15 protein-coding genes, 2 tRNA genes and 3 rRNA genes are annotated in these 21,694 nt (G+C 67.6%); 13 read left to right on the top strand and 7 right to left on the bottom strand.

The window, feature by feature from the left end; all coding sequences use genetic code 11:
- From rrf to D466_RS0116905, 7 genes are all read right to left on the bottom strand, one after another.
- Positions 1 to 112 (bottom strand): 5S ribosomal RNA (gene rrf / locus D466_RS0116935); the annotation flags it as partial.
- A 110-nt stretch (positions 113 to 222) separates the two neighbouring features.
- A 23S ribosomal RNA gene (locus tag D466_RS0116930) occupies positions 223 to 3,102 on the bottom strand.
- Between the two features lie 225 nt (positions 3,103 to 3,327).
- Positions 3,328 to 3,403: transfer RNA gene (locus D466_RS0116925), tRNA-Ala, on the bottom strand.
- Positions 3,404 to 3,430: 27 nt separating this feature from the next.
- Positions 3,431 to 3,507, bottom strand: a tRNA-Ile gene (locus D466_RS0116920).
- Positions 3,508 to 3,626: 119 nt separating this feature from the next.
- A 16S ribosomal RNA gene (locus D466_RS0116915) occupies positions 3,627 to 5,157 on the bottom strand.
- A gap of 346 nt (positions 5,158 to 5,503) precedes the next feature.
- Positions 5,504 to 5,791 (bottom strand): YbeD family protein, encoded by a 288-nt coding sequence (locus D466_RS0116910; RefSeq protein ID WP_018914891.1) that lies wholly within the window; start codon positions 5,789 to 5,791, stop codon positions 5,504 to 5,506.
- 20 nt (positions 5,792 to 5,811) lie between these two features.
- Positions 5,812 to 6,534 carry a response regulator transcription factor gene (locus tag D466_RS0116905; protein WP_018914890.1) on the bottom strand — a complete coding sequence of 241 codons (723 nt, stop codon included), beginning with the start codon at positions 6,532 to 6,534 and terminating at the stop codon, positions 5,812 to 5,814.
- 278 nt (positions 6,535 to 6,812) lie between these two features.
- Between D466_RS0116905 and D466_RS0116900 the strand changes: the two genes are divergently transcribed.
- The 13 genes from D466_RS0116900 (at position 6,813) to D466_RS0116840 (ending at position 21,680) form a co-directional block, all read left to right on the top strand.
- Positions 6,813 to 7,808 (top strand): PhoH family protein, encoded by a 996-nt coding sequence (locus tag D466_RS0116900; RefSeq protein ID WP_018914889.1) that lies wholly within the window; start codon positions 6,813 to 6,815, stop codon positions 7,806 to 7,808.
- Positions 7,809 to 7,876: 68 nt separating this feature from the next.
- Positions 7,877 to 8,374: an rRNA maturation RNase YbeY gene (gene ybeY, locus D466_RS0116895; protein WP_369759458.1), complete on the top strand. Its 498-nt coding sequence runs from the start codon at positions 7,877 to 7,879 to the stop codon at positions 8,372 to 8,374.
- A complete protein-coding gene (lnt, locus tag D466_RS0116890; RefSeq protein WP_018914887.1) occupies positions 8,367 to 9,974 on the top strand; it encodes an apolipoprotein N-acyltransferase in 1,608 nt (535 codons plus the stop codon). The genes ybeY and lnt overlap by 8 nt, the downstream gene beginning before the upstream one ends.
- 66 nt (positions 9,975 to 10,040) lie before the next feature.
- Positions 10,041 to 10,985 carry a glycine--tRNA ligase subunit alpha gene (gene glyQ, locus D466_RS0116885; RefSeq protein WP_018914886.1) on the top strand — a complete coding sequence of 315 codons (945 nt, stop codon included), beginning with the start codon at positions 10,041 to 10,043 and terminating at the stop codon, positions 10,983 to 10,985.
- Between the two features lie 67 nt (positions 10,986 to 11,052).
- Positions 11,053 to 13,173: a glycine--tRNA ligase subunit beta gene (glyS, locus tag D466_RS0116880; protein WP_018914885.1), complete on the top strand. Its 2,121-nt coding sequence runs from the start codon at positions 11,053 to 11,055 to the stop codon at positions 13,171 to 13,173.
- Positions 13,174 to 13,209: 36 nt separating this feature from the next.
- Positions 13,210 to 13,764: a D-glycero-beta-D-manno-heptose 1,7-bisphosphate 7-phosphatase gene (gmhB, locus tag D466_RS0116875; RefSeq protein ID WP_018914884.1), complete on the top strand. Its 555-nt coding sequence runs from the start codon at positions 13,210 to 13,212 to the stop codon at positions 13,762 to 13,764.
- A gap of 16 nt (positions 13,765 to 13,780) precedes the next feature.
- Positions 13,781 to 14,533 carry a 1-acyl-sn-glycerol-3-phosphate acyltransferase gene (locus D466_RS0116870; RefSeq protein ID WP_018914883.1) on the top strand — a complete coding sequence of 251 codons (753 nt, stop codon included), beginning with the start codon at positions 13,781 to 13,783 and terminating at the stop codon, positions 14,531 to 14,533.
- 22 nt (positions 14,534 to 14,555) lie between these two features.
- Positions 14,556 to 15,350: a M48 family metallopeptidase gene (locus D466_RS0116865; RefSeq protein ID WP_018914882.1), complete on the top strand. Its 795-nt coding sequence runs from the start codon at positions 14,556 to 14,558 to the stop codon at positions 15,348 to 15,350.
- A gap of 514 nt (positions 15,351 to 15,864) precedes the next feature.
- Positions 15,865 to 17,391 carry a hypothetical protein gene (locus D466_RS0116860; protein WP_018914881.1) on the top strand — a complete coding sequence of 509 codons (1,527 nt, stop codon included), beginning with the start codon at positions 15,865 to 15,867 and terminating at the stop codon, positions 17,389 to 17,391.
- Between the two features lie 142 nt (positions 17,392 to 17,533).
- Positions 17,534 to 17,875, top strand: coding sequence for a preprotein translocase subunit YajC (gene yajC / locus D466_RS0116855; protein ID WP_018914880.1), 342 nt, complete (start codon positions 17,534 to 17,536; stop codon positions 17,873 to 17,875).
- Between the two features lie 75 nt (positions 17,876 to 17,950).
- A complete protein-coding gene (gene secD, locus D466_RS0116850) occupies positions 17,951 to 19,840 on the top strand; it encodes a protein translocase subunit SecD (protein WP_018914879.1) in 1,890 nt (629 codons plus the stop codon).
- 37 nt (positions 19,841 to 19,877) lie between these two features.
- Positions 19,878 to 20,831, top strand: coding sequence for a protein translocase subunit SecF (gene secF / locus D466_RS0116845; RefSeq protein WP_018914878.1), 954 nt, complete (start codon positions 19,878 to 19,880; stop codon positions 20,829 to 20,831).
- A 99-nt stretch (positions 20,832 to 20,930) separates the two neighbouring features.
- Complete coding sequence (locus tag D466_RS0116840; protein ID WP_018914877.1) at positions 20,931 to 21,680, top strand: winged helix-turn-helix domain-containing protein; 750 nt, start codon at positions 20,931 to 20,933, stop codon at positions 21,678 to 21,680.
- Positions 21,681 to 21,694: the final 14 nt, after the last annotated feature.

Here is a 21,694-nt window from a genome sequence, read left to right as displayed (position 1 = left end):
CCTGACGATGTCCTACTTTCACACGCGAATGCGCACTATCATCGGCGCTGAGGCGTTTCACGGTCCTGTTCGGGATGGGAAGGAGTGGTTCCACCTCGCTATGGTCATCAGGCGTAACTGGTGGGTTGCAGGGTTCGTGGTCTGTGCCACGTGGGGATCCCTACAACCGGGATTCGGGAGCTGACGCTGTGTTGCGATTGTATCGAGCCAGATCAAGGTTATAGGATCAAGCCGCACGGGCAATTAGTACTGGTTAGCTCAACGCATTACTGCGCTTCCACACCCAGCCTATCAACGTTGTAGTCTTCAACGACCCTTCAGGGGGATCGAGTCCCCAGGGAGGCCTTATCTTGAGGCGAGTTTCCCGCTTAGATGCTTTCAGCGGTTATCTCTTCCGCACATAGCTACCCGGCGATGCCACTGGCGTGACAACCGGTACACCAGGGGTGCGTCCACTCCGGTCCTCTCGTACTAGGAGCAGGCCCTCTCAAGCCTCCAGCGCCCACGGAAGATAGGGACAAAACTGTCTCACGACGTTTTAAACCCAGCTCACGTACCTCTTTAAATGGCGAACAGCCATACCCTTGGGACCGGCTACAGCCCCAGGATGAGATGAGCCGACATCGAGGTGCCAAACACCGCCGTCGATATGAACTCTTGGGCGGTATCAGCCTGTTATCCCCAGAGTACCTTTTATCCGTTGAGCGATGGCCCTTCCATACAGAACCACCGGATCACTATGTCCTGCTTTCGCATCTGCTCGACTTGTCAGTCTCGCAGTTAAGCACGCTTATGCCATTGCACTATCAGCACGATTTCCGACCGTACCTAGCGTACCTTCGAACTCCTCCGTTACGCTTTAGGAGGAGACCGCCCCAGTCAAACTGCCCACCATGCACTGTCCCCGATCCTGATTCAAGGACCAAGGTTAGAACCTCAAACACACCAGGGTGGTATTTCAAGGTTGGCTCCACCGGAACTAGCATCCCGGCTTCAAAGCCTCCCACCTATCCTACACAGATCTGTTCAAAGTCCCATGCAAAGCTGCAGTAAAGGTTCATGGGGTCTTTCCGTCTTTCCGCGGGGAGATTGCATCATCACAAACATTTCAACTTCGCTGAGTCTCGGGAGGAGACAGTGTGGCCATCGTTACGCCATTCGTGCAGGTCGGAACTTACCCGACAAGGAATTTCGCTACCTTAGGACCGTTATAGTTACGGCCGCCGTTTACCGGGGCTTCGATCAAGAGCTTGCACCCCATCACTTAACCTTCCGGCACCGGGCAGGCGTCACACCCTATACGTCCACTTTCGTGTTTGCAGAGTGCTGTGTTTTTAATAAACAGTCGCAGCCACCTTTTCACTGCGGCCCCCTTCTGCTTCGACCGCGAGGGTCTCCACATACCAGGGGCGTACCTTATCCCGAAGTTACGGTACTAATTTGCCGAGTTCCTTCTCCCGAGTTCTCTCAAGCGCCTGAGAATACTCATCTCGCGCACCAGTGTCGGTTTGCGGTACGGTCCTGTCGAGCTGAAGCTTAGTGGCTTTTCTTGGAAGCAGAGTATCAATCACTTCAGCGGCAAGCCGCCTCGTCGTCACACCTCAGCTCAGCCCCCCGGATTTGCCTAAGGGGCACGCCTACATGCTTGAACCGGGACATCCAACACCCGGCTGACCTAACTTTCTCCGTCCCCACATCGCACTCGACAGTGGTACAGGAATATTAACCTGTTTCCCATCAGCTACGCATTTCTGCCTCGCCTTAGGGGCCGACTCACCCTACGCCGATGAACGTTGCGTAGGAAACCTTGCGCTTACGGCGAGGGGGCTTTTCACCCCCTTTAACGCTACTCATGTCAGCATTCGCACTTCCGATACCTCCAGCACCCCTTTCAGGACACCTTCACAGGCTTACGGAACGCTCCTCTACCACGTGACCAAAGGTCACATCCGCAGCTTCGGTATATGGCTTAGCCCCGTTACATCTTCCGCGCAGGACGACTCGATCAGTGAGCTATTACGCTTTCTTTAAAGGATGGCTGCTTCTAAGCCAACTTCCTGACTGTCAATGCCTTCCCACTTCGTTTCCCACTTAGCCATATTTGGGGACCTTAGCTGGCGGTCTGGGTTGTTTCCCTCTTGAGTCCGGACGTTAGCACCCGGTGCTCTGTCTCCCGTGCTGACACTCTTCGGTATTCGGAGTTTGCCTTGGTTTGGTAAGTCGCCATGACCCCCTAGCCAAAACAGTGCTCTACCCCCGAAGGTGATACACGAGGCACTACCTAAATAGTTTTCGAGGAGAACCAGCTATTTCCGGATTTGTTTAGCCTTTCACCCCTATCCACAGCTCATCCGCTAATTTTGCAACACTAGTCGGTTCGGACCTCCAGCTGGTGTTACCCAGCCTTCATCCTGGCCATGGATAGATCATCCGGTTTCGGGTCTACACCCAGCGACTGAACGCCCTGTTCGGACTCGGTTTCCCTACGCCTTCCCTATGCGGTTAAGCTCGCCACTGAATGTAAGTCGCTGACCCATTATACAAAAGGTACGCCGTCACCCTTGCGGGCTCCGACTTTTTGTATGCATACGGTTTCAGGATCTATTTCACTCCCCTCCCGGGGTTCTTTTCACCTTTCCCTCACGGTACTTGTTCACTATCGGTCGACTACGAGTATTTAGCCTTGGAGGATGGTCCCCCCATATTCAGACAGGATTTCACGTGTCCCGCCCTACTTGTCGCACGCCTAGTTCCACACGAAAGATTTCAGGTACGGGGCTATCACCCACTATGGCAGCCCTTTCCAGAGCCTTCCCCTGTCTTCCATGCTAAAACGTGCAGGCTGATCCGATTTCGCTCGCCACTACTTTCGGAATCTCGGTTGATTTCTATTCCTCGGGTTACTTAGATGTTTCAGTTCGCCCGGTTCGCCTCCCGTGCCTATGTATTCAGCACGGGATACCCTTGCGGGTGGGTTTCCCCATTCGGACATCTGCGGATCAAAGCTTGATTGCCAGCTCCCCGCAGCTTATCGCAGGCTTCCACGTCCTTCGTCGCCTGTAGTCGCCAAGGCATCCACCGTATGCACTTCGTCGCTTGATCCTATAACTTTGACCTGGGCCTTCCGACCCAACCAAAGCCATAAGCTCTCGTTGATGAAGTTCGATGCAATCGCAACAACATGTCCCTCATCAGAACATGTCGTCAGCTTCCGAATTGTTAAAGAGCACAGCCGATCGTCTACACGATCAAGGGCCAGCACACATCCCGCGTGTTCCCACGCGTGTGCTCGCCTTTGATCATGCCTTCTTGTGTCGTCGAGGTGACTGGTGGAGGTGAACGGGATCGAACCGATGACCCCCTGCTTGCAAAGCAGGTGCTCTCCCAGCTGAGCTACACCCCCAGCGTGTTCTCTCTCTCGTCCCGCTCCTGGTGGGTCTGGTTGGGCTCGAACCAACGACCCCCGCCTTATCAAGACGGTGCTCTAACCAGCTGAGCTACAGACCCAGGACCGTCCTCGGCTGCGGCCAGCTGGCCACACGTCAACCTTGCAAGTTTTCCTTGCACGACTACACAGGCTGCCTAGCCGATAAGCGTGGGCGCTTGACCCTTGCGAGAGTTTCCAGAAAGGAGGTGATCCAGCCGCACCTTCCGATACGGCTACCTTGTTACGACTTCACCCCAGTCATGAAGCCTACCGTGGTCATCGCCCTCCTTGCGGTTAGGCTAATGACTTCTGGTAAACCCCACTCCCATGGTGTGACGGGCGGTGTGTACAAGACCCGGGAACGTATTCACCGCGGCAAGCTGATCCGCGATTACTAGCGATTCCGACTTCATGCAGTCGAGTTGCAGACTGCAATCCGGACTACGAACGGTTTTCTGGGATTGGCTCCCCCTCGCGGGTTGGCAGCCCTCTGTACCGTCCATTGTATGACGTGTGTAGCCCTACCCATAAGGGCCATGATGACTTGACGTCATCCCCACCTTCCTCCGGTTTGTCACCGGCAGTCCCATTAGAGTGCCCTTTCGTAGCAACTAATGGCAAGGGTTGCGCTCGTTGCGGGACTTAACCCAACATCTCACGACACGAGCTGACGACAGCCATGCAGCACCTGTGTTCCGGCTCTCTTTCGAGCACTCCCAAATCTCTTCGGGATTCCAGACATGTCAAGGGTAGGTAAGGTTTTTCGCGTTGCATCGAATTAAACCACATCATCCACCGCTTGTGCGGGTCCCCGTCAATTCCTTTGAGTTTTAACCTTGCGGCCGTACTCCCCAGGCGGTCAACTTCACGCGTTAGCTTCGTTACTGAACAGTTGCCCGTCCAACAACCAGTTGACATCGTTTAGGGCGTGGACTACCAGGGTATCTAATCCTGTTTGCTCCCCACGCTTTCGTGCATGAGCGTCAGTACAGGTCCAGGGAGCTGCCTTCGCCATCGGTGTTCCTCCGCATATCTACGCATTTCACTGCTACACGCGGAATTCCACTCCCCTCTACCGTACTCCAGTCGGATAGTCATCCATGCCATTCCCAGGTTAAGCCCGGGGATTTCACATCGATCTTTCCCAACCGCCTGCGCACGCTTTACGCCCAGTAATTCCGATTAACGCTCGCACCCTACGTATTACCGCGGCTGCTGGCACGTAGTTAGCCGGTGCTTATTCTGCAGGTACCGTCATCCATCCATGGTATTAGCACGGACGATTTCTTTCCTGCCAAAAGTGGTTTACAACCCGAAGGCCTTCTTCCCACACGCGGCATTGCTGGATCAGGCTTGCGCCCATTGTCCAAGATTCCCCACTGCTGCCTCCCGTAGGAGTCTGGGCCGTGTCTCAGTCCCAGTGTGGCTGGTCGTCCTCTCAGACCAGCTACGGATCGTCGCCTTGGTGAGCCTTTACCTCACCAACTAGCTAATCCGACATCGGCCGCTCCATCGACGCAAGGCCTTGCGGTCCCCTGCTTTCACCCGTAGGTCGTATGCGGTATTAGCAACGCTTTCGCGCAGTTATCCCCCATCGTTGGGCACGTTCCGATGCATTACTCACCCGTTCGCCACTCGCCGCCAGGGTTGCCCCCGCGCTGCCGTTCGACTTGCATGTGTAAGGCATGCCGCTAGCGTTCAATCTGAGCCAGGATCAAACTCTACAGTTCAATCCATCAGTTCACTCAATCAAGAATCACGGATTTCTCCGTACTCTAGCGTTGAGCGTTCAAACTTTTCTCTTGAATTCCCGAAAAGCCAAACGCCCACACTTATCGGCTGCTTCTTGTTAATGATCGAGCTTCTTTCGAAGCGGTGCTGCGCGAAGCAGCGAAGAACGATATTCTTGCACAGCATTTTCGATTCGTCAACACCCCGATGTCGTTCGAACTTCGAATCATCATCGCCGGGTGTGGCGGACCTTCCTGCCGCACCCGCCGCGCGTTGAAGCCTGCGCGACGAAGAGGCGAGATTGTGCCGCCAAGGGCTGACCCTGTCAAGGGGTCTCAAAGCCCCTCAGAGTACGACCCGCACCAGAGGGTGCGCGGTGAGCTCCCGGTACAGCGCGTCGAGCTGCTCACGGCTGACCGCGCGCACGGTGCAGGTGCAGCTGAGATAGTTGCGGCCGCTGGAAGCGCGCAGCTCCATGGTGGCCGGCTGGAAGTCCGGCGCGTGGCGCAGCACGACCTGGGCGACGGCGTCGGCGAAGCCGTCGACGTTGCGCCCCATGATCTTGAGCGGGAAATCGCTGGGAAACACCCAGGGGCTTTCGCCCTGCTGGGGAGTGGGCTCGCCGTGCGCCATGCCGGGCCTCGCGCGCGCCTTCAGCGCACCAGCCCGCGGCGGGCCGCCTCGAGCGCGGCTTCGGCGCGCGAGGAGATGTCGAGCTTGCGGTAGATCTGTTTCACGTAGTCGGCCACGGTATGGCGCGACAGCGCCAGCTGCTGCGCGATTTCCGGCAGGGTGTAACCCTTGCCCACGCGCTGCAGCACCTCGGTCTCGCGCTCGGTCAGCGCCACCTCGGGCTCTTCCACCATGCCCGGGCGCAGCGGCTGCACCGGCACCAGGCCCGGCGGCGGAGCCGCCGGGGCCGCGGGCTCGGGATAGTGCTCGCTGAAGGCCGCGAAATGTTTCAGCATGCGCCGGGCCACCGAGGAACTCAGCGGCGGCTCGCCGTCGCGGATGCGCCGCAACTGCGCCACCAGCTCGATCTCCGGGCGGTTCTTCAGGACATAGCCGAAGGCCCCGGCCTGCAAGGCGGGAAATACGTGTTCGTCGTCGTCCCACAGCGTGATGATGACGGCGCGCGCCTCGGGTTGCGCCGCATGCAGCAGACGCAGGGCGTCCAGCGCGCTGCCGTCGGGCAGCGTGAAGTCGATCAGCGCCAGCTCGACGCTGCGCGAGCGCACCAGGCTCTCCGCCTGTGCCAGGGTTCCGGCTTCGCATACCGGCAGCGACGGTTGCACCTGCGCCAGCAGCCGCGCCATCGTGACGCGCGACTCGGCCAGGTGATCCACGATCAGGGTACAGCGCGGCTTGCTAGACATGGGGTTGCCCGACCAGACACATAACTGAATATCTGGAGGTGGTAGATGGTTCCTAGATTACACAATTCGCGCGTTCGGCGAAGAAACCAAGCGTTGGTCGAGGCGGACCGTGGCGCTCCAGCCCCGGCGCGAGGGGCCCGCGGGGCGCGCCGCGGCCCCGCAAGGAATCGCCGTGATACGACTCGGCCGGCTCCGCGCGCAGCCGGCTTGGCGCACAATTCACCAAAACTGTATCAGCATCCAGCTCCGCGGCCGGCTTTGCGCACACCCACTCCATCTTGATCGTCAAACAACGCTTCGCTCCTCCCGACAACGTCCGCCTCGGCCACCTCTGCGGCCCGGTGGACGAAAACCTGCGCCAGATCGAGATCGCCTTCGACGTGGCGATCCGCCACCGGGACCACGAATTCTCCATCGAGGGCGCGCGCGCCCGCTCGGCGCAGGCGCTGCTGCAGGCGCTGTGGCTGCGCGCCGGCGATCCGCTGAGCGTGGACGACATCCAGCTCGAGCTCACGCAGGCGGCCCAGGGCCAGGAACCCAAGCTGGGTGCGGAGCCCGGCGAGCCGGTGCTGCACACCCGGCGCGCCGGCCTGCACGGGCGCACCACGCGCCAGAGCGAATACATCCGCAACATCCTGGGCCACGACCTGTGCTTCGGGCTGGGGCCGGCCGGCACCGGCAAGACCTTCCTCGCGGTGGCCTGCGCGGTGGACGCGCTCGAACGCAACGTGGTGGACCGGCTGGTACTCACGCGTCCGGCCGTGGAGGCCGGCGAACGCCTGGGCTTCCTGCCGGGGGACCTGGCCCAGAAGATCGACCCCTACCTGCGCCCCCTGTACGACGCGCTGTACGACCTGCTCGGCTTCGAGAGCACGCAGCGCCTGTTCGAGCGCGGCACCATCGAGATCGCGCCGCTGGCCTTCATGCGCGGGCGCACCTTGAACAAGGCCTTCATCATCCTGGACGAGGCGCAGAACACCACCGCGGAACAGATGAAGATGTTCCTCACGCGCATCGGCTTCGGCTCGCGCGCGGTGATCACCGGCGATCTGAGTCAGATCGACCTGCCCCGCGGCGTGCCCAGCGGCCTGTCGCAGGCCACGCAGATCCTGCGGGGCGTGCGAGGCGTGGCCCTGACCGAATTCACCAGCACCGACGTGGTGCGTCACCCGCTGGTGGCACGCATCGTCGAGGCCTACGAGCGCGCGCAGGCCGGCGAGGCCGCCGCGGGCTCCGCCCCCGCCCGCGCCCGCCGGGCGCGCGCCGCGCCGTGAGCGCCGCCGTCCAGCGGGCCTCCCGCGGCAGCGGCGCCCCAGGCCCCGCCCCTGCCCCCGTGCTGGAGCTGTCGGTGCAATTCGCCAGCCGCGAGCATCGCGCGCAGCTGCCCCGCCACCTGCTGGCGCGCTGGGTACGCGCGGCGCTGCGCCGCGGGCCCGACAGCCGGCGTGCGCGGCAAGCCCCGCAAGGGCCCCAGGAGCTCCAGGGGCCGGCCTGCATCACCCTGCGCTTCGTGGCGGCTGACGAGGGCCGCCGGCTGAACCGCGAATTCCGGCGCCGCGACTACGCCACCAACGTGCTGACCTTCGCCTACCAGTCCTGGCCGCCGATGGCCGACATCGTGCTGTGCGACAGCGTGGTCGCCGAAGAGGCGGCCGCGCAGGGCAAGACCCTCGCCTCGCACTACGCTCACCTGGTGGTGCACGGCGTGCTGCACGCGCTCGGCTGGGACCACCTGCGCGAGGCGCAGGCCCTGCGCATGGAGCAGGCCGAACGCGAGATCCTCGCCGGGCTGGGCATCGGCGACCCCTATGCACAGGGTGGAGGAAGAGGCGATGCCTGAATCGGTCACCGCGAAATCCGCGCCCCGCGCCTCGCTGCTGGCGCGTGCGCTGGCGCGGCCGCACTGGCTGGCGCCGCCGTTGGGCGGGCTTCTGGCGCTGAGCTTCGGCCGCGAACACGCGGCCGGCCTGGCGGTGGTGGCGCTGGCCGCCTTCGCCGCCCTGCTATGGGGCACGCCCCTGCAACAGGCGGGCGCGCGCGCGCGGCGCGGCGCGCTGCTGGGCCTGGGCTTCGGCCTGGGCTGGTTCGCCACCGGCATCTGGTGGCTGTACATCAGCATGGCGGTGTACGGCGGCATGCCGGCCCTGCTGGCCGGCGCCGCGGTGCTGCTGTTCAGCCTGTACCTGGCGCTGTACCCGGCGCTGGCCTGCGCGCTGGCGGCGGCGCTGGCGCCGCCAGCCGGGCGCGGCGCCTGGCCCCTGGCGCGCGGCCTGGGGGCCGCGCTGGCGCTGGCGGGGGCCTGGACCCTGGCCGAGGTGTTGCGCGGCACGGTGTTCACCGGCTTCCCGTGGCTGGCGCTGGGCTACAGCCAGGTCGGCGGCCCGCTGGCCGGCGTCGCGCCGCTGCTGGGCGGCTACGGCGTGGGCTTCCTCACGGTGCTGGTGGCCGCCTTGCTGGCGCTGGCCAGCCAGCTCAGCCTGCGCGGCACGGCGGTGGCGGTGGCCTTGCTGCTGGCCATGGCGCTGGGCGCGGCGCGCGTGGGCCAGCTGCGCTGGACCCATGCCGACGGCGCGCCGTTGCGCGTGGCCCTGCTGCAGGGCGACGTGGCGCAAAGCGAAAAGTTCCGCCCCGAGAGCCTGGCTCCGACCCTGCATCTGTACGGCGGCTGGCTGGAGCGCCTGCGCGCCGATCTCATCGTCACGCCGGAGACCGCGCTGCCGGTGCTGCCCGAGGATCTGCCCCCCCACTACCTGGAGCAGTTGCAGAGCACGCTGCGCTCCGCGGGTACGCACGCGCTGGTGGGCATCCCGCTGACCCGCGGCGCCGACGCCTACACCAACAGCGTGATCGGGCTGGGCGGAGCACGGCCCTACCGCTACGACAAGGCGCACCTGGTGCCCTTCGGCGAATTCATTCCCTACGGCTTTCACTGGTTCGTGCGCCTGATGAACATGCCGCTGGGCGACTTCGCCCGCGGCACGCTCGACCAGCCCTCCTTCACGGTGCAGGGCCGGCGCGTCGCGCCCACCATCTGCTACGAGGATCTGTTCGGCGAGCAGCTCGCCCAACGCTTCGCCTCGCCGTCGCAGGCTCCGAACGTGATCGCCAACCTCACCAACCTGGCCTGGTTCGGCGACACCATCGCCTTGCCCCAGCATTTGCAGATCGCGCGCATGCGCTCCCTGGAGTTCCAGCTGCCGAGCATCCGCGCGACCAACACGGGTGTCACGGCGATCATCGACGCCGGCGGGCGGGTCACCGGGCAACTGGCACCCTACACGGCCGGCGTGCTGCTGGGCAGCGTGCAGCCGGCCGCCGGCGTCACGCCCTACGCCTGGCTGGCCTCACGCCTGGGCTACGCCCCCGTGGTGCTGCTGGGCCTGCTCGCGCTGGCGCTCGGGGCGGCCGCGGCGCGCGCGCTGCCTACAATCCGCGACTGACCCTGCCCGCCGCGCCTCCGGCGCGGGGCGGCGCGCCCGCGCCGGGCCCTGCCAGCTCCACTCGTCATGCTCACCTTCCAGCAAATCATTCTTCAACTGCAGAACTACTGGGCCGAACAGGGCTGCGCCTTGCTGCAACCCTACGACATGGAGGTCGGCGCCGGCACCAGCCACACCGCGACCTTCCTGCGCTCCATCGGCCCGGAGCCCTGGAACGCGGCCTACGTGCAGCCCAGCCGGCGTCCCAAGGACGGGCGCTACGGCGACAACCCGAACCGCCTGCAGCACTATTACCAGTTCCAGGTGGTGCTCAAGCCGGCACCGGCGAACATCCTGGACCTGTACCTGGGCAGCCTGCGCGCGCTCGGCCTGGACCTGAGCCGCAACGACATCCGTTTCGTCGAGGACGACTGGGAGAACCCCACGCTGGGGGCCTGGGGCCTGGGCTGGGAGGTGTGGCTCAACGGCATGGAGGTGACCCAGTTCACCTATTTCCAGCAGGTCGGCGGCATCGACTGCAAGCCGATCACGGGCGAGATCACCTACGGGCTGGAGCGCCTGGCGATGTACCTGCAGGGGGTGCAGAGCGTCTATGACCTGCTGTGGACCCGCAGCTCCGTGGCCGGCGAGACGCGCGAGCTGCGCTACGGCGACGTGTTCCACCAGAACGAGGTCGAGCAGAGCGCCTACAACTTCGAGCACAGCGACGCCGCCTTCCTGCAGCAGGCCTTCGGCGCGCACGAGCGCCAGGCGCGCGAGCTGATGCAGCAGCGCCTGGCGCTGCCGGCCTACGAGCAGGTGCTCAAGTGCGCGCACTCCTTCAACCTGCTGGATGCGCGCGGCGCGATCTCGGTGACCGAGCGCGCCGCCTACATCGGGCGCATCCGCAACCTGGCCCGCGGCGTGGCGCAGGAATACCTGGACAGCCGCGCGCGTCTGGGCTTCCCGCTGGCGCCGCGCGAGTGGGCCGAGCAATGCGCCGCCGAACTGGCGCAGAAGAAGGCCGCCTGAAGCGTTGCGCCCGCCGCCCGCGCACGACGCGCGGGGCGCGCCGGCATCTGTTCACGAATCCGCTCCCATGACCGCCGCCAACCTGCTAGTCGAACTGTTCGTCGAGGAACTCCCGCCGAAGGCCTTGCCCCACCTGGGCCGGGCCTTCGCCTCCGGCCTGAGCGAGGCGCTGCGTGCGCAGGGCCTGCTGCTCGAGTCCTCCGCCACCACCGCCTTCGCCAGCCCGCGGCGCCTGGGCGCGCACATCGGCGCCGTCCTGCCGAAGGCGCCGGACCGCGCGCTACACGTCAAGCTGATGCCGGCCTCGGTGGGCCTGGACGCCGCCGGCCAGCCCAGCGCCGCGCTGCGCAAGAAGCTCGCCGCGCTGGGCCTGGACGAGTCCGCCGCCTCGCGCGTGGTCACCGAGGGCGAAGGCAAGGCGAGCACCCTGTACATCGACACCGTGGCGCCCGGAGCCGCGCTGCCCGAGGGCCTGCAGCGCGCGCTGGAGGGCACGCTGGCCGAGCTGCCCATTCCCAAACTGATGAGCTACCAGCTGGGCGACGGCTGGAGCACGGTGCGCTTCGTGCGCCCGGCCCACGGCCTGGTCGCGCTGCACGGTGCCGATCTCGTGCCGGTGCAGGCGCTGGGGCTGCAGGCCGGCCGCCGCACCCGCGGACACCGTTTCGAGGCGCGCTCCGAATTCGTCGAGCTCGCGCATGCGGACGACTACGAGCACCAGTTGCTCGAACAGGGCGCGGTGATCGCCGGCTTCGAGCGCCGCCGCGAGGCGATCGCCACCCAGCTGGAACAGGCGGCGCGGGAGATCGGCGGCGGCCTGCGTCCGCTGCACGACGAGGCGTTGCTCGACGAGGTCTGCGCGCTGGTGGAGAAGCCCCGCGTACTGGCCTGCCGCTTCGACCCCGAGTACCTGGAAGTGCCGCAGGAATGCCTGATCCTGACCATGAAGGCCAACCAGAAGTACTTTCCGCTGCTCGACGGCCAGGGCCGCCTGAGCAACCGCTTCCTGGTGGTGAGCAACATCGACCCGCAGGATCCCTCGGCGGTGATCGAGGGCAACGAGCGCGTGGTGCGTCCGCGCCTGGCGGATGCCCGTTTCTTCTACGACCAGGACCGCAAGAAGAGCCTGGAGCAGCGCGTGGAGGGCCTGCAGCGCGTGGTCTACCACGCACGCCTGGGAAGCCAGGCCGAGCGGGCGCGGCGCGTGGGCCACATCGCCACCGCGCTGGCGCAGCGCCTCGACCCGGCGCTGGTGCCCGCGGTGCGCCAGGCGGCCGCGCTGGCCAAGGCCGACCTGCTGACCGAGATGGTGGGGGAGTTCCCCGAGCTGCAGGGCATCATGGGGCGCTACTACGCGCTGCACGACGGACTGGAGCAGCAGGTGGCCGAGGCCATCGAGGACCATTACCGGCCGCGTTTCGCGGGCGATGCGCTGCCGCGCGGCGCCGCCGGGCTGTGCCTGGCCCTGGCCGACAAGCTGGAGACCCTGTGCGGCCTGTGGGGCATCGGCGAGCGCCCCAGCGGCGACAAGGACCCCTTCGCGCTGCGCCGTCACGCGCTGGGCGTCGTGCGCATGCTGATGGAGCGTGCGCGCGAATCGCGCGAGTGGCCGCTGGACGAGCTGCTGCGCCTGGCCGCCGAGGCCTTCTCCGGGGTCGAGGCCTTCCAGGACCCCTCGGCGGCGCTGCGGGACTTCATCGACGAACGCATGGCCAACCTGCTGCGCGAACAGGGCTACGGCGCGCGCGAGGTGGACGCGGTGCTCGGACTGCGTCCGCAATGGCTGGGCGACGTGGTCGCTCGCCTGGACGCGGTGCGCGCCTTCGCGGCGCTGCCCGAGGCGCAGGCGCTGGCCGCCGCCAACAAGCGCGTGGCCAACATCCTGAAGAAGTCCCCTGCCTCCGGCGGCCCGGCGCTGGACCCCGCGCTGCTGCGCGAGCCGGCCGAGCAGGCGCTGGAGCGGGTGCTGCGCGAACTGCGGCCGCAGGCCGGCGCCGCGCAGGCCCGCGGCGACCATACGGAGGCGCTGCGCTGCCTGGCCGCGCTGAAGGCCCCGGTGGACGCCTTTTTCGACGACGTGATGGTCAACGTGGAGGACGCGGCGCTGCGGGCCAACCGCCTGGCGCTGCTGGAACAATTGCAGCACGCGATGCGCCAGGTCGCGGACCTGGCCTGCCTGGCGGGCTGAGGGCGGGCCGAAGCCCGCGTCCCGGGGAGGGAAAGAATGAAACTGCTGATCCTCGATCGCGACGGCGTGATCAACGAGGACCGCGACGACTATGTGAAGTCGCCGGAGGAATGGGTGCCGGTGCCCGGCAGCATCGAGGCCATCGCGCGCCTGCACCGAGAAGGCTGGCGCGTGCTGGTGGCCACCAACCAGTCCGGGCTGGGACGGGGGCTGTTCGACACGAGCACCCTCAACGCCATCCACCTGAAGATGCAAAAGGCGGCGAGCGCCGCGGGCGGGCGCCTGGACGCGATCTTCTTCTGCCCGCACTCGCCCGACGACCACTGCGAGTGCCGCAAGCCTCGCCCCGGCCTGTTCCGCGACATCGCCGCGCGTTTCGGGCTCGCCGATCTCCACGGGGTGCCGGCGGTGGGAGATTCGCTGCGCGACCTGCAGGCGGCCCAGCAGCTGGGCTGCGCGCTGCACCTGGTGCGTACCGGCAAGGGCGAGCGCGAGCTCGCCGGCGACAAGCCGCTGCCCGAAGGCACGCGGGTGCACGCCGACCTCGCCGCCTTCGCGGACTGGCTGCTCGGCCAGCCGGCGGGCTCCTGAACCGGCGGGACCGGACATGCGAACCCTCGCATCGTGGCTGCGCTCCACGCTGTACATGGCGTGGCTGATCCTCACCGTGGTGCCTTACGCGGTGGCCGCGCTGCTGCTGTCGCTGGTGCTGCGCGGGCGCCCCTTGTACCGCTTCTGCGTGGGCTGGCCCTGGCTGGCACTGTGGGGCGCGCGCGTGCTGTGCGGCATCCGCTGGCGCGTGCAGGGGCTGGACAGGCTGCCGCGGGGCCCGGCGGTGGTGCTGGTCAAGCACCAGTCGGCCTGGGAGACCCTGGCCCTGCCGCTACTGCTGCCGCGCCCGCTGAGCTACGTGTTCAAGCGCGAGCTGCTGCGGGTGCCCTTCTTCGGCTGGGCCCTGGGGCGCCTGGACATGGTGCACATCGACCGCAAGCGCGGGGCACAGGCGCTGGGCCGCATGCAGGGGCAGGGATCGCAACTGCTGGATGCGGGCTACTGGATCGTCATGTTCCCCGAGGGAACGCGAACCCCGCGCGGAAAGCAGGGCCAGTACAAGCTCGGCGGCGCCAGGCTCTCCCAGGTCACCGGAGCTCCGGTGGTGCCGATCGCGGTCACCTCGGCGCGCTGCTGGCCGCGCCAGGCCTTCGTCAAGCGCCCCGGCCTGATCGAGGTGTCGATCGGCGAGCCCATCGACCCGCGTGGGCTGGAGCCGGCGCAGATCAACGCGCGCCTGCAGGAGTGGATCGAAGCGGAAATGCGCCGCCTCGATCCCGAGGCCTACGCGCCGGCGCCGCGCCCCTGACGGCCCGAGGCGCTCCCGACCGATGCCCGCAGCCACGAATTCCGTCGCGCAGCAGTTCGAGCTTTTCGGCCTGTTCGAGCCGGCCGCCCCGGCGGCCGGGCGCGCGCAGCGGCGCTTCGTGCACGGGGCGCACAGCTTCACCTACGAACTGCGCCGCGCCTCGCGCAAGTCCATCGGCATCCGCATCGACGAGGCGGCGGTGCGGGTCAGCGCGCCGCGTTGGGTCAGCCTCGGGCAGATCGAACAGGTGCTGGCCGACAAGGCCGGCTGGGTGCTGCAGCAGTTGCAACTGCGCGAGCAGCGCCTGCGGGAACAGCGCTGCCTGCGCGTCGACTGGGCGGATGGAGCCGCACTGCCCTACCTGGGCGGCGAACTGCGCCTGCGCCTGGCCGGGCGCGCGCAGCGCGCCGCGCGCCTGGACGAGGCGCAGGGCACGCTGCTGCTGCCGCTGGAGCCGGACTGCGCCACCGAGACGCTGCGCGCGGCCACGCAGGCGTGGATGCGGGAGCGCGCACTGGAGCTGTTCACCCGGCGCGCGCACGAGTTCGCGCAGCGCCTGGGGGTGCGCGTGACCGCGGTGGGCCTGAGCTCGGCGCGCACGCGCTGGGGCAGCGCCGGCGCCGACGGGCGGCTGCGCCTGCACTGGCGCCTGCTGCACTTCGCGCCGCACATCGTCGACTACGTGGTCGCGCACGAGGTCTCGCATCTGCGCGAGATGAACCACGGCCCGCGCTTCTGGGCCACCGTGGCCGAGGTCTTCCCGGACTGGCGCAGGGTGCGGCAGGAGCTTCGCGACAGCGTGCTGCCGCCCTGGTGAGCCCGCCGGGCGCGGGCCCGGCATGAGCGCGAACGCAGCCCGCGGTGATTCGGGCGTGATGGCCCTTTCGCCGGCGTTCCAGTCTGCCTATGGTTGTCCGCGAGACCGGCGCCGCGCGACCTTCCTGGCGGCCCGGCTCGACAAGCCATAAACCTCCGGGGGGACTGCACGGTCCGCGCATCCTGCGCGGGCCCTCCCCGAGATGACACCTTCCCGATCTTCCTCGTCCGGCCCGCGCGGCCCCTCCCGCGGCCTCGCCCGCACCGCCCGCTTCGCCTGCACGGCCCTGCTCGCCCTGGGCTGCGCCAGCGCCCTCAGTGCCTGCGGCGGCGGCGGTGGCGGCGCGGCCCCGAAAGCATCTGCGGCGGCTGCGGCCTCCTCACCCTCCCCAACGTCGGTGGCGGCCACCGCGCCCGCCGCGGCGCGGCCGGCCCCGCCGCCGGCCGGGCCCGCCCCGCGGGCGGCCCAGGCCCCGGTTCGAATCGTGCCGGCACCGCATGCACGGCCCGCGCCGGTGCAACCTCTGAAGACCCGGCCACGCCCCGAAGCGGCGAGCCCGCCGCGGCTGCGGCAGGTCGCCTCGCCACGGCCGGCGCCCGCGGCCCTGCAGGCGCTGCGCTTCGTGGTGCGCGGCCTTCCTGCCGGGGAATCGGTCACGCTGGGCATCGGCGACTGGCGCGGAACGCTGGCGAGCGGACCGGGCTCCTTCACCGCGGACCGGCGTTTCCCGGCCGGCAGCACGCAGGATCTGAGCATCGTCGAGCAGCCCGCGAATTTCCGCTGCAGCGTCGACTCACCGCGCTTCACCCTGTCGCCCGCGGGGGACCCGCCGACCGAGGTGAAGGTGAACTGTATGCCCACGCAAGTGGCGTATTCCTTGCTGACGGGCGGGGCCATCGACGTCTGGGCCGTGCTGGGCAACGGCGATCTCTCCCAGCAAGGCGCACTCACGACCCAGGCCGACACCTCGTCCACGGCGATGGCGCTGTCGCCGTCCCGGCGCTGGCTGTACGTGGCCAGCGCCACCGGCATCCAGATCCTGCGCGTGCACACCGACGGCTCGCTGAGCCTGGACTCGAGCATGGCGCTGCCCGCCGGCGCCCAGCCGGTGGCCATGGCCACGGATGAGGCGTCCAGGCTGCTGTTCATCGCCTATCGCGGCCTGTACCAGGTGGGAGCCTACGCCGTGAACGAGGCGGACGGGCGGCTGCAGAGCTACGGCCTCGTCAGCACCCTGACCGAGGACGCCGCGCTGCCCCCGGCCGGCCAGAATCCGAAGCAGGTCGCCCACGGGCGTCCCGGCGCGTTGCCGGAGCGCCTGCTGGTCTCGCCCTCGGGCAAGATGCTCTACGTGGCCGACGCCGACGGACGGGTCGAGGCCTTCCGGGTGAAGGCCGCGCGCGGCAACCCGAGCGCGGTACCCCAGGGCGCGACGGAACCCCAGCGCCAAAGCACCGCGCTGGAGCTGGGCCGGGAGGTCCAGCCCTTCGGCAAGACCGGCACGGTCGCCATGGCCTGCGACGCGGATTGCCGCGACCTGATCCTCGTGGCCCGGTCCAGCGACGAGGTGCTGGCCATGCACTCCGATCAGCCGGACTCGGGGTGGAACGACTGGCAGCAACGGACCCTGCACACCATCCATGCCCGCAACGGCCAGCTGCGCTGGGAGCCGGGCGCGGTGGCGGTCAACCGCCATACAGGAAGCCTGTACCTGGCCGTGTCCTCCGACAACACGGAATCGATCTTCGAGTACTCCCTGTACGACCCGAAACCGCACACGGACGCGCCGGTCCTGACCTCCCTGTCCCGGCAGGTGCTCGGCCCCTACCAGCAGGCGGACTTCACACGCCTGCTGGTGAGCGCCGGAGGCAAGGTCGCCTACGCCATGGACCCGGTGGGATCGGCGATCTGGCGCCTGCGCGTCCGCCAGGGCGGCCCGACCCCGACCACGGCGCGATCGTCGACCACCCTGGGCGAACTCGGGGGCCCGCCGAGGACCTACACGACCACCGCCGCGCCCCTGGCGTTCATCACCGGCTAGCCTCCGCGCGCCGCCCGCGGCCGGGGCATGCGAAGGCCCCGGTCCCCGAATTTGCGACAATCGGGTTTTCGCGCGATCCGCGCGGCGCATGCAGCAGCGCGCCGCGCGGATCGCGCCGTCACGACGAACCCCCGAGTACGCCATGTCGATCCAACTGATTTCCACGGCTCACGCCGCCGCCGCCGCCCCGCAGGGCGGAGCCGAATCCACCCTGTTGAACGTGCTGCCGCTGGTGGTGATGTTCGTCATCCTGTGGCTGGTCATGATCCGCCCGCAGATGAAGCGCCAGAAGGAAGCCCGCGCGATGATCGCCGCACTGGCCAAGGGCGACGAGGTCGTCACCAGCGGCGGACTGGTGGGACGCGTCACCCGCATGGGCGACAACTACCTGAGCCTGGAAGTGGCCAGCAAGGTCGAGGTGCAGGTGCAACGCTCGGCGATCAGCACCGTGCTGCCCAAGGGCACGCTGAAGTTCGAATCCTGATCCGCGCGCGGCCCGACGCCGCGCCACACCCGACCAGCGCGCGCCGCGGCCCTGCCGCGGCGCCGGTCCCCCGCCATGAACCGTTACCCGCTGTGGAAGTACCTCGTGATGGCCGCCGTCCTGGTGGTTGGCTTCGTGTATGCGCTGCCGAACCTGTTCGGCGAGGCCCCGGCCGTGCAGATCACCTCGGCCCACGCCGGACACGACCAGCCCGACCAGGCGCTGCTGCAGCGCGGTGACGCCGCGCTGGCCCAGGCCGGCATTCACCCCGACCAGGCAACCATCAGCGGCGCCACGCTGAACTACAGTTTCTCCGGTACCGACGTGCAGTTGCGCGCGCGCGAAGTGCTGGCGCACGCGCTGAACACCAACCCGCAGTCGCCGTCGTACATCGTCGCCGTCAACCTGCTGAGCCGCTCGCCGGCCTGGCTGACCGCGCTGCACGCCCACCCCATGTATCTGGGCCTGGACCTGCGCGGCGGCGTGCACTTCCTGCTGCAGGTGGACATGCAGGCGGCGCTGCAGAAGAAGCTGGACTCGATCGCCGGCGAGCTCAAGTCCTCGCTGCGCGACAAGGACGTGCGCTACAGCGAACTCAAGCGCGTGGGTGACGCGGTGCAGATGCAGTTCCACGACCCGGAAATGTTCCAGGCCGCGCTGCCGGTGGTGCGCGCCAACGCGGGCAACGCGCTGATCGACGCCGATGCGGCTGCCGGAACCATCGCGCTGCGCCTGAGCCCGGCGGCCATCCAGCAGACCGAGGACTACGCGATCAAGCAGAACATCACCACGCTGCACAACCGGATCAACGAACTCGGCGTGGCCGAGCCGGTGATCCAGCAGCAGGGCAAGGACCGCGTGGTGGTCGAGCTTCCCGGCATCCAGGACACGGCCCGTGCGAAGGACATCCTCGGGCGCACCGCCTCGCTGGAAGTGCGCATGGTGGACGACAGCCCGGCCGCGCTCGGCGCGCTGGCCGGCAAGGGCTCGACCCCCGAGGGCGACCAGAAGCTCTACGACCGCTCCGGCAACCCTCTGATGGTCAAGTCCGACGTGCTGCTCACCGGCCAGGAACTGACCGATGCCCAGCCCGGCTTCGACCCGCAGACCAACCAGCCGGCGGTGTTCCTGACCCTGGACTCGCGCGGCTCGCGCATCTTTGCCGACCTGACCCGCGCCAACGTGGGCAAGCGCATCGCCATGGTGCTGATCGACCGCCACCAGGCGCAGGTGGTGACCGCCCCGGTGGTGCGCAGCGAGATCGACGGCGGACGCGTGCAGATCTCCGGCAGCATGACCGTGCCGGAGGCCAATGACATCGCGCTGCTGCTGCGCGCGGGCGCGCTGGCCGCGCCGATGCAGATCATCGAGGAACGCACCATCGGCCCCAGCCTGGGGCGCCAGAACATCGCCCAGGGCTTCCATTCGGTGACCTGGGGCTTCCTGGCCATCGTGGGCTTCATGTGCGTGTACTACCTGCTGTTCGGCGCGGTCTCGTCGATCGCGCTGGCGGTGAACCTGATGCTGCTGGTGGCGCTGCTGTCGATGCTGCAGGCCACGCTGACCCTGCCCGGTATCGCCGCCATGGCCCTGGCGCTGGGCATGGCCATCGACTCCAACGTGCTGATCAACGAGCGCATCCGCGAGGAGCTGCGCAACGGCGCGGGCGCGCAGGCGGCGATCGCCACCGGCTACGCGCGCGCCTGGGCCACCATTCTGGACTCCAACGTGACCACGCTGATCGCCGGCCTGGCGCTGCTGGTGTTCGGCTCCGGCGCGGTGCGCGGCTTCGCCATCGTGCACGTGCTGGGCATCCTCACCTCGATGTTCTCGGCGGTGTTCTTCTCACGCGGACTGGTCAACCTCTGGTACGGCCGGCGCCGCCGCCTGCAGGCGGTGTCCATCGGCCAGGTGTGGAAGCCGGGAGCGGCCAAGTCCGACAAGGCGCCCGCGCGCAAGTCCTGAGCCCCGCGCCCGCCCAGCCTTCGACCAGGAGATCCTGATGGAGTTCTTCCGTATCCGCCGCGACATTCCGTTCATGCGCTATGCACCGGTGCTGAACGTGATCTCGGCGCTGTTGTTCGTCGCCGCCGTGTTCTTCCTGGTCACGCGCGGCCTGCACCTGTCGATCGAATTCACCGGCGGTACCGTGATGGAGGTGCACTACCCCCACGCGGCGGACCTGGATTCGGTGCGCGCGGTGCCCAGACGCCTGGGCTACGGCGACGTGCAGGTGCAGACCTTCGGCAACGCGCGTGACGTGGTGATCCGGCTTCCGCTGCGCGCCGGCGAGAGCAGCGCGGCGCAGAGCGACCACGTGATGGCAGCGCTGAAGGCGGCCGACCCGCAGGCTCAGCTGGCGCGCACCGAGTTCGTGGGCCCGCAGGTCGGCTCCGAGCTGGCCACCGACGGCCTGAAGGCGCTGGCCTTCGTGATCGCCGGCATCATGCTGTACCTGGCGCTGCGCTTCGAGTGGAAATTCTCCGTGGCGGCCATCGTGGCCAACCTGCACGACGTGATCATCGTGCTGGGCTTCTTCGCCTTCTTCCAGTGGGAATTCTCGCTGCCGGTGCTGGCGGCGGTGCTGGCGGTGCTGGGCTACTCGGTGAACGAGTCGGTGGTGATCTTCGACCGGGTGCGCGAGAACTTCCGCAAGTACCGCAAGTACACCACCGTGCACGTGATCGACAGCGCGATCACCAACACCATCAGCCGCACCATCATCACCCACGGCGCCACCCTGGCGATGGCGTTCTCGATGTTCCTGTTCGGCGGGCCCGCGCTGCACTATTTCGCGCTGGCGCTGATCATCGGCATATCCATGAGCATCTACAGCTCGGTGTTCGTCGCCGCGGCGATCGCCATGTGGCTGCGGGTCAAGCGCGAGGACCTGCTCAAGTCCGGACCGGGGCGCCCCAAGAACCCCAACGACCCGAACGCCGGCGCGGTGGTCTGAGCCCCTGCCGATCCGCGGCGTGACGACGTCACGCCGCTGTCACGCCGCTGTCACCGTGGCGTGCGAGCCTCGCTGCTTTTCAGCACGCGAGGTTTCGACATGCTCCCCTCGGGCCCTGCGCCCGCGCCCGTCGCCCGCGGCGGGCCGGCCGTCAAGCATTCGGTGCTGTACGTCGGCTTCGGGCACGCAGCGCCCAGTCCGCTGGACAACTCGCAGGCGGCCGAGCCCGACACCGCGCTGAAGCAACTCGCCGACGGCAGTTCCTGGGCCGCCATGCTGCGCTGCGCGGAACAGGCACGTGCGGCCACCGACTGGATCATGCGCGTGCGCCACCATCCCGCCTCCTCGCAGGCGGTGCTGGTGGCGCTGCTCGAGGACCCCGGCGGTCCGCTCGCCCTGCAGGCGCTGCGCGCCGGCGCGGATGCCGTGGTCGGGCTGCGCTTCGCCCCGGCGCTGCTGCAGGCCCAGTTGGGGCGCCTGCGCGAACGCGTGGCCCCGGTGCCCGCCGGCTGGCTGAGCGTGGCCCCCGACAGCACGCTGGACGCACCCACCCGCGAGCTGCGCTGCGGGACCGAGCACCAGACCCTGCAACCCCAACTGTTCCGGCTTCTGTGGGCGCTGTGCGAGCGGCCCGGGCGCGTGCTCAGCGCCGCCAGCCTGCGCGTGGCGCTGGACATCCCGGCGCGCGCCGACGCGCAGGCGCTGCACACCGCGGTCGGCCGGCTGCGCCGCCTGCTGCAGCGCCACGGCCTCGACGGCCACCTGCAGACCCTGCATGGAAGCGGCTACCGCTGGTCCGGCACCGCCGCCTGCGCGCCCGGAACCGCCTCCGCCAGGAAACATTCCTGAACAACTCCGACAGC

Origin of the sequence: Thiomonas sp. FB-6 (assembly GCF_000377645.1) — a bacterium.
GTDB lineage: Bacteria > Pseudomonadota > Gammaproteobacteria > Burkholderiales > Burkholderiaceae_C > Thiomonas_A.
Note: the sequence above shows the minus strand (reverse complement) of the source record. Positions and strands in the feature narration are given on the sequence as shown.